Source organism: Sulfitobacter sp. 15WGC (assembly GCF_005068605.1).
Taxonomy (GTDB): domain Bacteria; phylum Pseudomonadota; class Alphaproteobacteria; order Rhodobacterales; family Rhodobacteraceae; genus Sulfitobacter; species Sulfitobacter faviae.
The window spans coordinates 1-13,660 of record NZ_SZNL01000027.1 but is presented as its reverse complement, the minus strand read 5'-3'; the positions used below and the strand labels follow the sequence as shown (position 1 = coordinate 13,660).

At 51.9% G+C, this 13,660-nt stretch carries 12 protein-coding genes and 1 pseudogene; 7 read left to right on the top strand and 6 right to left on the bottom strand.

Annotated features, from left to right (window positions below; genetic code table 11):
* Nucleotides 1-18 precede the first annotated feature (18 nt).
* The gene (locus FCK22_RS16485) at nt 19-789 is read right to left on the bottom strand and encodes an SDR family oxidoreductase (protein ID WP_136720657.1); all 771 of its coding nucleotides are present in this window, start codon (nt 787-789) and stop codon (nt 19-21) included.
* A gap of 231 nt (nt 790-1,020) precedes the next feature.
* Between FCK22_RS16485 and FCK22_RS16480 the strand changes: the two genes are divergently transcribed.
* From FCK22_RS16480 to FCK22_RS16450, 7 genes are all read left to right on the top strand, one after another.
* On the top strand, nt 1,021-1,983 hold the full coding sequence (locus FCK22_RS16480; protein WP_136720656.1) for a glycosyltransferase: 963 nt from the start codon (nt 1,021-1,023) through the stop codon (nt 1,981-1,983).
* A complete protein-coding gene (locus FCK22_RS16475) occupies nt 1,922-2,626 on the top strand; it encodes an acylneuraminate cytidylyltransferase family protein (RefSeq protein ID WP_248646571.1) in 705 nt (234 codons plus the stop codon). Before FCK22_RS16480 ends, FCK22_RS16475 begins: the two co-directional genes overlap by 62 nt.
* A complete protein-coding gene (locus tag FCK22_RS16470) occupies nt 2,623-3,552 on the top strand; it encodes a phosphoglycerate dehydrogenase (protein ID WP_136720655.1) in 930 nt (309 codons plus the stop codon). The genes FCK22_RS16475 and FCK22_RS16470 overlap by 4 nt, the downstream gene beginning before the upstream one ends.
* A gap of 25 nt (nt 3,553-3,577) precedes the next feature.
* Complete coding sequence (galE, locus tag FCK22_RS16465) at nt 3,578-4,597, top strand: UDP-glucose 4-epimerase GalE (RefSeq protein WP_136720654.1); 1,020 nt, start codon at nt 3,578-3,580, stop codon at nt 4,595-4,597.
* Nucleotides 4,598-4,623: 26 nt separating this feature from the next.
* The gene (locus tag FCK22_RS16460) at nt 4,624-7,503 is read left to right on the top strand and encodes a 6-hydroxymethylpterin diphosphokinase MptE-like protein (protein WP_136720653.1); all 2,880 of its coding nucleotides are present in this window, start codon (nt 4,624-4,626) and stop codon (nt 7,501-7,503) included.
* Nucleotides 7,504-7,598: 95 nt separating this feature from the next.
* Nucleotides 7,599-8,843: a hypothetical protein gene (locus tag FCK22_RS16455; RefSeq protein WP_136720652.1), complete on the top strand. Its 1,245-nt coding sequence runs from the start codon at nt 7,599-7,601 to the stop codon at nt 8,841-8,843.
* A 281-nt stretch (nt 8,844-9,124) separates the two neighbouring features.
* Nucleotides 9,125-10,990, top strand: a complete 1,866-nt coding sequence (locus FCK22_RS16450; protein ID WP_136720651.1) for a hypothetical protein — start codon at nt 9,125-9,127, stop codon at nt 10,988-10,990.
* A 102-nt stretch (nt 10,991-11,092) separates the two neighbouring features.
* On the opposite strand, the gene FCK22_RS16445 is transcribed toward FCK22_RS16450, so the two are convergent.
* The 5 genes and pseudogenes from FCK22_RS16445 to FCK22_RS16425 form a co-directional block, all read right to left on the bottom strand.
* A protein-coding gene (locus FCK22_RS16445) for an IS3 family transposase (RefSeq protein WP_136720650.1) occupies nt 11,093-12,195 on the bottom strand; the annotation gives its coding sequence in 2 pieces (ribosomal slippage) (nt 11,093-11,934 and nt 11,934-12,195; 1,104 coding nt in all).
* A gap of 80 nt (nt 12,196-12,275) precedes the next feature.
* Nucleotides 12,276-12,482 (bottom strand): annotated as a pseudogene (locus tag FCK22_RS16440) (transposase); the annotation flags it as partial.
* The gene (locus FCK22_RS19010) at nt 12,448-12,681 is read right to left on the bottom strand and encodes a hypothetical protein (protein ID WP_169306110.1); all 234 of its coding nucleotides are present in this window, start codon (nt 12,679-12,681) and stop codon (nt 12,448-12,450) included. The gene FCK22_RS19010 and the pseudogene FCK22_RS16440, both read right to left, overlap by 35 nt.
* A 55-nt stretch (nt 12,682-12,736) precedes the next feature.
* The gene (tnpB, locus tag FCK22_RS16430; protein WP_136720649.1) at nt 12,737-13,090 is read right to left on the bottom strand and encodes an IS66 family insertion sequence element accessory protein TnpB; all 354 of its coding nucleotides are present in this window, start codon (nt 13,088-13,090) and stop codon (nt 12,737-12,739) included.
* Nucleotides 13,084-13,287, bottom strand: a complete 204-nt coding sequence (locus FCK22_RS16425) for a hypothetical protein (RefSeq protein WP_136720648.1) — start codon at nt 13,285-13,287, stop codon at nt 13,084-13,086. The genes tnpB and FCK22_RS16425 overlap by 7 nt, the downstream gene beginning before the upstream one ends.
* Nucleotides 13,288-13,660: the final 373 nt, after the last annotated feature.

Genomic DNA, 13,660 nt, shown 5'->3' with positions numbered 1-13,660 from the left:
AGGATTCTAGCCTTTAGATCATCCGGTGACCACCACGCCGCCGTCGATGACCATGGTTTGACCCGTCATCATCCGGCTGGCATCGGAAGCGAGAAACAGCACACCGCCAGAAATATCCTCAGGCGCCAGTGTCTCTTTCAAACATTGGCGGTCAAGCTGGCCCTGCAGTGCCTCAGGTGTCACCCACATGTCGAGCTGCTTTTGGGTCATGACCCATCCGGGCGCCAAAGCATTCACTCTGATTTTATCAGCACCAAACTCGCGGGCCAGCGCACGGGTCATGCCGTTGATCCCGGCATTCGCGGTAACATAAAGCGGATAGCCGGCATTGCCCATCATGTAGCTAATGGAAGAAAAGTTAATAATCGACCCGCCCCCCATCGCCTGCATATCCGGAATGGCGGCCTGAGCTGCCATAAAATAGGCTTTGAGGTTTACCGCCATTAGCCGGTCCCAGTCGGCATCATCTGTGGTGAGCGTTTCATGCCGCTGATCATTGGCGGCATTGTTGACCAAGACGTGAACCGGCCCTTGGGTGTCCGAGGTCTTTTTGATCGCTGCCTTCAGCGCGGCGGAATCTGAGATGTCACATTGCAAAAAGGTAGGGCGGTTGCCGGTCTCCTTAGCGACGGCATTTTGGAAATCCGTGGCATCCGAGCGTTGCACAAATGTGACCTCTGCCCCTTGCTGTAAAAACGCGCGGGTCAGGGTGGCGCCGATGCCACTTCCGCCTCCGGTAATGAAAACAGAACGGTTCTCAAGGTCGGGGAAAATAGGGGGCAATAGCAATAGAACGCTCCACTTCTGTTAAGGTTTTAGCCATACCGCCAAGATTTTCAGTTTCAATGGCAAGGTTTCCCCCAAGATACAACCTGCTCGGAGGTCATGCTGGACAGAAATAACCGACTTAGGTTAAGAGGCTCGAGGATGAGCTGCCAAGCGGTTCTCTTTGATTGCATCAAGGGGGTAGGGGAGTTTCGGTAATGGGCTAATCTTCCGGTAGCGTTAATGAGGTATCGAATGCGGGTAAGCATTGTCATCAGAACATTGAATGAAGCCCAGCATCTTGATGACCTGATGCAGGTGATCGCGGGCCAAAGAACGGAAGGGATCGAAGTCGAGACAGTTTTAATCGATTCCGGATCCACCGATGGCACAGTCTCCATTGCCGAGGCCCATGGCGCCCGGATCACCAACATCTCAAAAGCCGAATTTTCCTTCGGGCGTTCCCTCAACCGGGGATGTGATTTCGCCACCGGAGATTTTCTGGTGTTCATCTCTGGCCATTGTGTGCCGGTAGATGCGCATTGGCTGCAAAGGCTTTGCCAACCGCTGATCGACGGCACTGCGGACTATACCTATGGTCGCCAGATTGGTGACGATACCAGCAATTACAGCGAACGTCGCATTTTTGCCAAGTACTTCCCCGATACCTCACAGGTGCCCCAAGAGGGGTTCTTTTGTAACAATGCGAACTCGGCGATAACCCGTACGGCTTGGGAGCGGTTTCGCTTTGATGAGGAACTGACAGGCTTAGAGGACATGGAACTGGCCAAGCGCATGGTTCAGGCCGATTACAAGATTGGCTATGTCGCGAACGCGCCCGTCTTCCACCACCATCAGGAAAGCTGGCGTCAGGTGCGCCGCCGTTTTGAACGCGAAGCGATGGCTCTGCGCCAGATCATGCCAGAGGTACATCTATCTTGGTTCGATGTGGCCCGTTTTACAACGGCCAGCATCTGGGGGGATTGGCGCGCGGCACGGCGCAACAAGATTACCTCGGCCACATTGATGGATATGGCGCGCTATCGCTGGAACCAGTTCATTGGCTCCTATAAGGGCAACCACCAACACAAGGTTCTTTCGCAAAGCGCTAAAGAACGTTTTTTCTACCCACAAGTTTTCAAGAAGGCAGATCAAGATGAGTGGCTCAAGCCGGTGCGTCGTACTTCTCCCCATGAAGGCCAACAGTCAAAGGGTTAAAGGCAAGAATTTCCGTCTGCTTCACGGCAAACCCTTGTTTCGCTGGGTCTTGGATTCTCTGTTGTCGATCGAAGCAATTGACGAAGTGGTCATCAACACCGATGCCCGCGGTATTCTGGCCGAAAACGGGCTCACCGATGGGGAACGTGTGCGCATTCGTGACCGCAAGCCCGAGCTTTGCGGGGATACAGTGTCGATGAACCTGATACTAGCTGATGACATCGCCGCGGTCGCGGCAGACACCTATATGATGACGCATACCACCAATCCAATGCTGACCCCTGCTACCATTCAAGGAGCACTTGCAGCTTATAAAACGGGTGTGGCTGAGGGCCGGGCGGATTCACTCTTTACCGTAAATAAGATCCAGACCCGCTTTTACCGCGCGGATGGCAGCCCGGTGAACCACGATCCTGACAATCTGATCCAGACCCAAGATCTTGAACCGTGGTATGAGGAGAACTCCAATCTCTTCATCTTCTCCCGCGAAAGCTTTGCCAAGACCGGCGCGCGGATTGGCAAACAACCGATCCTGCATGTGATGGACCAGATGGAAGCCGTCGACATCGACACTCCCGAAGATTGGGCGCTGGCCGAAGTCGTCGCGTCTTTGCAAACCACACAGAAAGCCGCCGCATCATGAAAGATATCCTTGTTACATGCCCTCCCATGCTGGGACAGTTCGACCGTTTCACCAATTACGCCGCCGAGCGGGGATTGAAACTTCATCGGGCCGAAGTCACTCAGACCCTGAGCGAGGACGAGCTTTGCGCGCTGCTGCCGAACTATGACGGTTGGATCATTGGGGACGACCCGGCCACGCGCCGCGTGTTCGAAGCTGCGAAGGCAGGGCGTCTCACCGCTGCCGTGAAATGGGGCATTGGCGTAGACAATGTGGATTTTGCCGCCTGCAAAGATTTGGGCATCCCGATCATCAACACGCCAATGATGTTTGGCGCAGAAGTCGCGGATGTGGCCACTGCTTTTGTTATCGGTCTGGCACGCGAGTTGTTCCTGATCGACCGGAGCGTGCGGGCTGGGAATTGGCCCAAGCCAGCGGGGATCAGCCTTTTGGGTAAACGCGTGGGTGTAATCGGTTTGGGCGACATTGGACGTCATACCGTGACTCGCATGCGCGCGCTTGGCATGGAGGTGGTGGCCTATGATCCGGGCGTGGAGGGCGATGCGGGATTTGAGGCTCTGGAACGTGCTGCATGGCCAGAAGCGGTGGAGACACTGGATTTCCTCGTATTCACTTGTGCGCTGAACAAGCACAATTTCCATATGCTTAACACCGAGGTTCTGACGCGATGCAAACCCGGACTGCGCGTGGTGAACGTTGCCCGCGGACCGCTTATTGATGAGGCTGCCCTCATCGCCGCGCTGCAATCAGGCCAAGTGCACTCTGCTGCGCTCGATGTTTTTGAGGAAGAACCTCTGAAGATGAACAACTCCTTGCGCGACATGGAGCGTTGTATTTTCGGATCGCACAACGGGTCCAATACGATCGACGGGGTCATCCGCGCCAGCCATACGGCTATTGAGCGGTTGGCTGGTTTTTATAAATAGTGATTTGAGTGATGGAAGGAATGTAATGCAGGTTCTACTGACGGGTGGCGCAGGATATATTGGAACGCATACGATACTAGAGCTTCTCGCCCAAGGCCATGAGATCTGTGTCTTAGATAACTTTTCCAATAGTTCTCCAGAGGCTCTCAAACGCGTTCGGAGCCTCTCCAACCGAGATTTCGAGACAATTGAAGCGGATATTCGCGACCGCGATGCGCTCTTGACGGCTTTTGAGGACTTTCGTCCCGAGGCAGTAATCCACTTCGCAGGACACAAGGCAGTGGGAGAGGCTGAAGAGCACCCACTGATGTATTACGATACCAACATCAACGGCACGCTCGTACTTCTGGACGTAATGTCCCAGACGAATTGCTCGCGGATGATATTCTCGTCCTCCGCTACTGTATATGGCGAGCCCGACTATCTGCCGATTGACGAAGACCATCCGCTAAAAGCGAGCAACGTATACGGTCGTACGAAGCTCATGGCAGAACAAATTATATCGGATTGGACACGTGCTAACGCCGGGACTTCAAGCGTTCTTCTTCGATACTTTAATCCAGTCGGTAGCCATTCGAGTGGAAGAATAGGGGAAGATCCGAAAGATATCCCAAATAATCTTATGCCTTACATATCACAAGTTGCAGTAGGCCGCCGCTCTCATTTGGAAGTATTTGGGACTGACTACCAGACTAGGGATGGTACGGGAGAGCGCGATTACATCCATGTCGTAGATTTGGCAGCGGCACACGTCGCGGCGTTGAACTATGCTGAGACACATACCGGAACGGATGTTTTTAATATCGGTACAGGCAAAGGCAGTACGGTGCTAGAAATGCTCGCAGCATTCTCAAAAGCTTGTGGCAAGGAGCTACCTTTCAAAAATGTTCCGCGGCGCACAGGTGACATCGCCGCCTGTCTCGCCGACCCAACCAAGGCTAATACCCTTCTAGGGTGGAAAGCGACATACGATATGGAGGATATGACGAAAAGTTGTTGGAAATGGCAATCGCAGAATCCTAATGGCTACGCCATATCAACTTAATATTTTTCTAATTTACGAGAACTGCAATGCCCCAACTTTCTGCGGAAAAGAAAAAGATCCTTATATTTACGGATAGCCGAGGTCAACATAAGCCTGCCGGCCAAACACATGATATATTTTCCGAACGTTTGGCAAAAGATAGCAGGCTGGATGTCGACCTCTACCTATGCCCAATGAAGTGGACTACTACCCTCGATTTTCTAGAGTGGTTCAATCCTCAAAAACTTCAGGAATACGATGCTGTAATCCTATATACGGGTATTGTTGAGTGGTCTCCCCGCCCAGCGAGAAGCGCAAGAAACGATCTTTACGATAATCAGAATACATCCAATGGAGACGGAATAGCTGCAAATACTCGCGATTACTCTCGCAAAATAGTGAACAATAAAAAGTCAATATTCGATGAAGTTTTTGGCGAAAGCGAGATGGCTACACACTTCAGTACGCCCTCAAGTGTTATGTATGAAGGCGAAAAAACTATTAATATGTACAATTTGGAAATGGCATATAAGGTTGTCGAGCGCCTCAAGTCCATTCCAAACTTAATATTCATTTCTGCGAATCGCTTCGTTTCAGGGTGGGAGGGAGACTTTAAGCGTGGTCGCCCCAAGAATATCTCCATTACGCATTCCTACTCCGATTTGTTCGCTTCCGAGCTGAACGCCTCAGGTGTCTCGGTCATTGACCTACGCAAGTGGAGTGCTAGTGATATCAAGAAGTATACTTGCGATAACATTCACCTGACTAAAGATGGAAGTGACTATATCTATAGCGAAATTATGAACACTCTAGAGCTTGAGGATGCCCACATGAACCCGATGACCGAGTTCTCGATCCCCGATTATCAGTTCTCTGGGTTCCCGCGCATTGAGCGAATTAACCGCGCCAAACACGATGCAGTAAAGAAAAGCGCCGGTACTACAGACGAATACCTCGCAACGCTCGTCATTGGTGCGCGACACAACCGTCGCGACCCTAAGAGACTGGAGAATTTGAAATTTCTCCTTCGATGGATCGATTACCATTATGAGAACCTGTTTGACGTTCTTATCATTGAGCAAGACTCGGACACCCAGATTTCTTTGCAAGAACTAGGTGCCAAAGAATATGTGAGGCACGAGTTCATTTATAATCCTTCGGAGTACAATCGAGGCTGGTGCTACAACGTAGCTGTTAAGCATTTCTGCAAAGATGCTAAAGTCGTCGCCCTAATGGACGTAGATGTACTTACCGGCGCTAACTTTTTGCGCGACGTAATGGATTGCCACTCTCGGATTGACGTCGTTTCTCCATACTTGAATATTTATTATACAGATAAAGAAGAAGCGGAAAAAATCCTAGGGAGCATGTCTCTCACACACCTTTCGGACGAGGGGAAGATCAAAAACCCGGTCACAGTGGCTGGCGGCGTTGTCATTTGGAATCGGTCTTCTTATCTCGCGATAAAAGGTTTCGAACAGTATATAGGTTATTCATGTGAAGACCGTGCGATGGACGTTACCATATTTAATCATATTGATAAGGGCCGCATTCGAATTTCGCCCCAAACATATGTCCATCTATATCATGATAAGGACGATGACGCGCGAGCTCGATTTAATGATATCTATGCTCACTTAACTGCTGAGTATAAATGCCAATATGACCCTAAACTTGGTCCATTTGATTTTATTCATACGAACTGTCAACACTCATCTAAAGAGAAAACGCTCCAATTGTTGCTTGCACGCTCAGAGGATTTCGGTGATCCAGAGCTTTATAGAAGTGGGGGGGCTTTAACAGTCAACGGCCTGAGGGTAACCTCCCCCGCTGTGCATATTTCGGACGATGTTGTTCTTCCGCCTGATTTTGAAGGCCTGAGCGGCTACAAAGAACGCGAAGTCTATAAGAACGTTCCGGACCCAGATCGAAGTGAACTTGCTCAGTTTCACAATCGTTATCTAGGTAAGAGGTGCTTCATTATCGGAAATGGTCCGTCTCTAAATAAACATGACCTGTCGCTACTCGAAAATGAGTATGCGTTCGGAGTTAATTCCTTCTACTACAAGACAAGAGAGTCCGGATACCGACCCAACTTTTATGTGGTGGAAGATAGTTCGGTAATGAAAGAGAACATCGAAGAAATTCGGGCATATGATGCCCCTTTCAAGTTCTTCCCCACAATCTACAAGAAACTCCACCCGAAGAAAGCTAATACATTCTTTTTTGAAATGAATCGTGGATTCTATGAAAGAACTTCCCCCAATTATGCTGTTCCGAGATTCTCCACGGATGCGACGGATGTTCTATACTGTGGGCAATCGGTAACATATATTAATTTGCAACTGGCTTATTTTATGGGTTTCACGGAAGTTTACCTAATCGGCATGGACTTCGATTATGTGATCCCCGAAAGTCACAAACGGACAGGTGACGTCCTTCTGTCAGACACGGACGACCCAAACCATTTCCATAAAGACTATTTTGGCGCTGGCAAAACTTGGAAGGATCCAAAGCTGGATCGGGTTCTGATGAACTACAAGATGGCGGACTTGGCCTTCTCTGCCGTGGGGCGGAAGATTTATAACGCCACTGTGGGCGGTAAGCTTGAAGTGTTCGACCGCGTCGACTATGAGACCTTGTTAAGGAGATCCGACGCTAGCGGTGAAGTACTGCTTTCCAGACCTAACTCTTCCGATAAAGTGCCAAATTTTCCTCTTGAGGGGATCGAGAGAGGTTCAGCATCTGAGACTTTGCGCCAGATCGCAAGTGAGTTGCTTTTGCATCCCACTACAACATCGGACAGGATTATGAATGGCGATTTGAAGGCAATTGTAGAGACGGCACTGTCTCAAGTCCCCGTGGAGGATCCTGTTCGCCCTCACTTTCAAAAGGTTATGTTGCATGTATCGCATGCCAGTCAGTAGAAAGCACTAAATGTACTAGAACTTATGTCATGAGAGAGGGCAGAAATGGCCGTTTTTTGTAGAACAGGGATGCTCGGTCAGCAAGGTAATTTATCGTGAACTCAAATATCGCTGCTGGTTACAACTCCCTTGTGGTTTTTTCTTGGGGAAGCTTTGACCGTCTCGAAACCCAACTATCAGCGCTATCCACACGTTGGGAAAAGGCCTTTTGGGTCGATCCTTTTGCGGAGGTCCAACGGATCACCGCCTTTAACACGGCGCTGCAACACGAGCGGATTGACGCTGTTCTAAGTGCTGAAAGTGGCGATATAGAGCTTCGCAAATACTCCCTGCCCGGATTTTATAGCCTGACGTGTGAAACTTCGGCCTTGAAGTCCCTCCTGCCGGGGTTGAAAGCCACTGGCACAATCAGCGTTCCGGCGGTGACCGGTGAGCTTCTGACGTCGCGACTTAAGGGCCTACGTGGGCCCTTGACAGTATTAATTGACTGTCCAGGTCAGGAACACGTGATCTTGGCGTTCTTAGAGACCTCTGGCTTGATGCAGAAGCTCGATACGCTTTATCTTCGCGCGGGGGACGAGCCCTTTTTTGAGGGTTCTCACTCCGCCATTGATCTGGTGCAGATGCTTGAAAAGCAAGCGCTGTCTGCTGGCGAAATCTATGATGACGCGGACCCTGACTGGCCGGTTTACCGATTCAAATCGGATCAGCGTACGCATTTGGTGAACGACCTGCGTGCACAGCTGGATGATTTGGCGCGAGAACGGGATGCTTTTCAGAAAGCAAAAACTGAATTACAGAACAAGCTTGCGCAGCGCGATCATACTTTGGGACGTAATGCGAAGGAAATCGAACAACAGAACGTAGAGCTTCAGCGCCTGACGAAAGAGCGCGACGCGGCTAAAGCTTCTGATACACAGTCTAGAGAAGACTTAGCGCAAAAGACGTTGGATGCCGAAGTCCGCAGCAAGAAGATTGAAAGCCTTGAGCAAGAGATAGACAAGGTGCAGAAAGCCTTGGCAGAGGAACGAGACAGGCTTGCGCAGTGCGATGATAGTTTGGCACAAGAGGCGCAGACCATCAAAGAGCTGAATAAGAAAATTGCACAGCTGGCTGAAGACGTCAAGACTCGCGACAAGGAAGCCGAACGCCTGACGACTGAACTAGCGGCCCAGGATGAGATTGTATCTCAGCATAAGCAGAGTGCAGATTTGCAAGCTAAAGAAATTCAGCAATTGACCAAAGAGCGGGATGCGGGACAGGGAAAAGTCGCGCAGCTGGAAGATGCGCTAAAAAAAGTTGCGCAAAGACAATACGGCTCAACATGCTCTGAACACTGAGAAAACCAGGCGCTTGAGTTATGAAGCTCAGCAGTTGCGTTTGGACCTGCGCCGGGCCACAGCCGTTCAGCAAACCTTGCAATCTGAGAAGGATATTCTCAGATCAAGCAACAAGGACATTGAGGAGGAGAACCGAAAACTCCGACAGTTGCTATATCAATTGACCCCCAAATTACGCGAAGCTGCCGAACAAGTTCGAAAAATAACCTCGCCCCCCCAAGCCTCTTCTATTTTAGACAAAAAGTCGACCAAGTCTCCGACAACGAGTGTGGAAGATATCAATGAATAGAAAGAACGCGCGGCGCAGGGCGGTGACTGATCCCTCTGCCAATGAGGCGTTGAACCTGTTTGAAGAACTGTCAATTCTGATCGACCAACAAGGCATAGCCCTTGACCGTGCGCCCACGCTGCCTGCTTTGCCGCTTGCCAGTTTGCTGGAGCAATGTGAGTCCTTTGTTGATAACATTTCCACGCAAAACGGCCATTTCGCTATGCTTTGGGCCATGCCGGGGGCGCCCGAACTTTCCCGTGCATGGTGGGCGTCTCGGTTCCCCGCGGTCGGAGTGTGGCGAATGAGCGCGAAAGAAGATGACAGCGCGGGCCTCGCCAATTGGATGAAACAGCAGCGGGCCGCGCAGCGACCTTTCGTCGTGATTGCAACGCCTGATATAGTCCTGCCAACGGAATTGAGACCCGATGCGGAGGCCCTATTGCTACGCCACCCTTACAAGGCATTTCACACAGCGACGCTGGGGGGAACCACGCTTACTTCATTTTGTGAAAAGCTTGCAGAGCAGCTTGCTCACCTTGAAGGAATTGACAGTTTCCAATCTGACGGATCTGTAGATGTTTATGAATGGGTCAGCAGCGCGTTGGGTCTTCCGCGCAGTCTTCAGGCTGGTTCAGAGTCCCTCGCACCCGAAATAGGTCCAATTCACGTACCGCCATACTTCAATGGTGGGAAGAGCTATGAGACCCTTTGCGAGCGTTTGGGGTACGAAGCCGATCGATTGCCAGAGCCTTCGGCGCGGGCGCCAGAAGCACCTGTGCTTTGCAGCTCCCACAATTCGTCTTCGCCGGAACGGCCCGCGGTCATTTCAACTTTTCTGGAGCGTGCGGCTCGCTTATATAGCGCTTATAATCCAGACTCTCCGCCTCTAGATCTTTCTGCGGTGCGCGATGCCCTTGATCATTGTGCGACAGATAGGGGTGAAAATTTCCTAGATACTTTTGACCGCGTCTGTGATCAGCTCACCCACATTGATCAAGGACTGGCTCATCTGGCTGCGGCCGAGCATTTTTCACTATTGGGCGAAAGGATGAACGCGCTCAGTTTTATCGGTAGCGCGCTTTCTTTTAGCTCTCCCAAAGCTCCGTGGTTGAGCATTCTCGCCGCCGCCGCCTATGCGAATTTGAATGTGAAGGGAGGCACACTGCGCGCGCTGGCAGCCGATGCTCTCGCATCAGACGTGCTGGATACCACAACAAAAGAGAACCTCTTTGGGATTGTCACATCCACTGCAGGAGAGGACACCAAAGATCATGGACATAGCTTATTGTTGTCAGGGCTGTCTAAAGAAGACCTACTACATGCGGAGCGCACGAAGCTTCTTGTCGAAATCGGAACCACGCGCGAGTTGGTACCGGGTCAGGGATCGACGCAAAAGCTGGCCCAGTTTTGTTTTCAGAATGGGTTAGACTTCTTGACGGTTGATATGGATCCGCGCAACACTCGCAACGCCGCGCGCATGTTCTTTCACCAAGGACTGCCTTTCAAAGCAGTTTGCGCGAAGGGCGAAGACTTTCTTAAGAAATACGATGGGGTGATTGATTACATCTTTCTCGATGCCTATGATTTTGACCATGGCAACCATTCTGAGGTCCGACAAGATCGATACGTAAAGTTTCTTGGCTCCCGCATCGACGAAATTGCCTGCCACGAGATGCATTTGCTTTGCGCGAAGGAATTGAAAGAAAAACTGGCACCTGACGGGCTGATTTGCTTTGACGATACGTGGGTTTCTAATGAAGGTACTTGGACCGCGAAAGGCACCTTGGCTATGCCTTACCTTCTGGAAAATGGCTTCGCTGTGATTTCTGAAAAGAATAATGCCGCACTCCTACGTAGAGCGCGTAAGGTCAGTTAAATTTTGAGGGGTGCCCGTAATTCGTATCGCTCAAGCATGTCGATTCCGCGATGCCCTGCTCCCCAACGTTGGACCACCGGAAGCTGGATTTTCCCGGCCGTTTCACGATGACGGGCTGGTGACGCCATCGGGATAATGCATGGCGATCGGGACGTTGTATCCGATCGCGCTGTGGGGACGATCCTCGTTGTAGTGTCGACGCCAACCTTCCAACTTTTCACGGGCGTCGGCAAGGCTCATGAACCAGTGTGCGTTCAAGCACTCCGATCGAAGCTTGCTGTTGAAGGCTTCGATGAACCCATTGTCCGTCGGCTTACCTAGCCGTGAGAAGTCCAGCGTGACGTCGTTGGCATATGCCCAGAGATCGAGATCCCGAGAGATAAATTCGCTGCCATTATCGACACGAATGGTGTTCGGATAGCCGATCCTGCCGCAGACTTCTTCAAGCCTTTGAACCACGTCCTCGCCGCGGTAGCTGAACCGCGGATCCACGACCGGGCAGAACCGAGAATGCGTGTCGACCACAGTCTGGATCCTCAGCTTTTTGCCCATCGCGAGCTGATCATGGACGAAGTCCATCGCCCAAACGTCATTCGGCCCGGTTGCTTCTTCTCGATCTTCACGCAGCTTGGCTTTCACACGCCGTTTCGGGTGCTTGTTTCGCAACTGCAGACCCAACTCATTGTAAATTCTGCGTGTTTTCTTGATGTTGATGGTCCAGCCCTCCCGGCGCAGCAGAACATGGACGCGCCGGTAGCCGTACCTGACGCGTGTCTCGCAGATCTCCTTAATCCGCCTCTCAACAGCAGCCTGATCCGTCCGCCGGGACTTATAGTGGTAGCTGGACGTGTCGAAACAGATGGCCCCACAAGCCCTCCGTATCGACACGCCCCAGTCGACGCACATCCCGGTGACGAGTTCGCGCAAACGGCCAGGCTTCAGAGCTTTCGCCGTATGACATCCTGCAACATCTCACGGTCGAGCGTCAGGTCTGCAACGATCTTCTTCAGCCGCGTGTTCTCGTCCTCGAGCGCCTTCAGTCGACGCATCTCGTCCGGCAGCAGGCCGCCATACTTTTTCTTCCAGTTAAAGTAGGTCGCCTGACTGATACCGGCCTTGCGGCAAATCTCGGCGACTGGCGTACCTTGCTCGCCCTGCTTCAGGATAAACGCCTTCTGCGCCTCCGTGAACTTTGATGCTTTCATGTGTTTCCGCTCCTCTCCCAGCCTGGAAAGAATAGCCGAAAACTCCAAATTCAGACGGTCCAGTTTTCAGGGGGCAGAGCATTCTCTCGCCGAAGCCGTTCATTCTCCCGGGCAAGATCCAAGTCCTTGTCAGGCACCGCATTGGTGTCACGATGCGCCGTCACCCACTTGTTCAGCGTCGATAAGCCAATACCCAAATCTGAGGCAACTTGCCTGCGTGTCAGCCCGCTTGTCAGCGCGATCCGCGCCGCATCAGCGCGGAATTCGTCCGTGCGTTTCGTTCCCATAGTTCGTCTCCTTTGCTGCAATAAATGCTATCAAAGGAGCGGCATCAAACCGTGACACGTCCACTTCCAGCTCAGATGTTTTGGTTTGTAGCCCGGTCGTCTCTTGCTTCAGCGATTTGTTCTCGCGCAGCACCGCCAAGACAGCTTCACGCTGGCTCTCGGGGATGGCAGATATATCGATGGGCGGCAGGTCGGACATGCCCGGAGTATAGCTTGATTTACGCCCAAATGGGCAGGCCTTTTGCGCCTCCGAGTCACTCTGCCGCAGCCGGTCTGCGGGGTTCTAAAGAGCGCACCCGGCGCCAGTCCAGCCCTGCAAAAAGCGCCTCGAATTGGGGACGGTTCAAGGTGATCACGCCATCTCGAATGGCGGGCCAAATGAAGCTGTTCTCCTCAAGTCGTTTGTAGGTCATCACGAGCCCGCTGCCGTCCCAGAACAAAATCTTCATCCTGTCGGCCCGTTTGGCGCGGAATACAAAGACTGTTCCGGTAAAGGGGTCTTGGGCCAATGCCGACTGCACCATCGAAGCCAATCCATCGTGTCCTTTACGGAAGTCCACCGGCCGCGTCGCAACCAATATCCGAACGCCTTGCGATGGCATCAGCATAAAGAAGCATCAAGCGCGTGGGCGATCTCTGCAATCCGGGAGGCAGATGTCTGCAGCGGCAGCTCGATGGCGATCTCTCCAAAGATCAATCTGATCGCCTCATTCGGAACAGTCAGAGCTTCTGTGGGCTCTTCCGGCCCAGCAGAAACCACCAGTGGAGCGAAGAGCGGCTCAGCGGCCTCCTGCGCCGCCAGCAACAGCTATCCGACCAACGGCGGTGGCCGGACGCATAAATCTCAACGCCAAGCGATCTGAGAAACGAATTTGTAGCGCACATTGCGAAACGCACTCCCCATCATAAGATGGGTTAGTTCTCGCAGCCCGGATCACACCCTACAACGTGACCCCGGGCCAACGCTTACGCGGGGGGCAGGTCACGTACGCTTTCAACTTTTTGAATAGAACACCTCAAAAGTACATAATTAAGCTTATGGGTATCGCTTATGTAGCCGCAAAGCAGTAATGTCACCCATCGGCAAAGCAGAAGTGTCACTCTCCTTGCATACGGTAGCGAGGATTAGTGGACATGGGATGGGTGACGATGAGCGAGCGCGAGTTGAACCGCGTTGA

Excerpts from the sequence above, each read along its gene's own strand:
- galE (WP_136720654.1), top strand. The coding sequence starts at position 3,578 with ATGCAGGTTCTACTGACGGGTGGCGCAGGATATATTGGAACGCATACG.
- FCK22_RS16470 (WP_136720655.1), top strand. The coding sequence starts at position 2,623 with ATGAAAGATATCCTTGTTACATGCCCTCCCATGCTGGGACAGTTCGAC.
- FCK22_RS16475 (WP_248646571.1), top strand. The coding sequence starts at position 1,922 with ATGAGTGGCTCAAGCCGGTGCGTCGTACTTCTCCCCATGAAGGCCAAC.
- FCK22_RS16460 (WP_136720653.1), top strand. The coding sequence starts at position 4,624 with ATGCCCCAACTTTCTGCGGAAAAGAAAAAGATCCTTATATTTACGGAT.
- FCK22_RS16450 (WP_136720651.1), top strand. The coding sequence starts at position 9,125 with ATGAATAGAAAGAACGCGCGGCGCAGGGCGGTGACTGATCCCTCTGCC.
- FCK22_RS19010 (WP_169306110.1), bottom strand. The coding sequence starts at position 12,681 with ATGTCCGACCTGCCGCCCATCGATATATCTGCCATCCCCGAGAGCCAG.
- FCK22_RS16480 (WP_136720656.1), top strand. The coding sequence starts at position 1,021 with ATGCGGGTAAGCATTGTCATCAGAACATTGAATGAAGCCCAGCATCTT.
- tnpB (WP_136720649.1), bottom strand. The coding sequence starts at position 13,090 with ATGCTGATGCCATCGCAAGGCGTTCGGATATTGGTTGCGACGCGGCCG.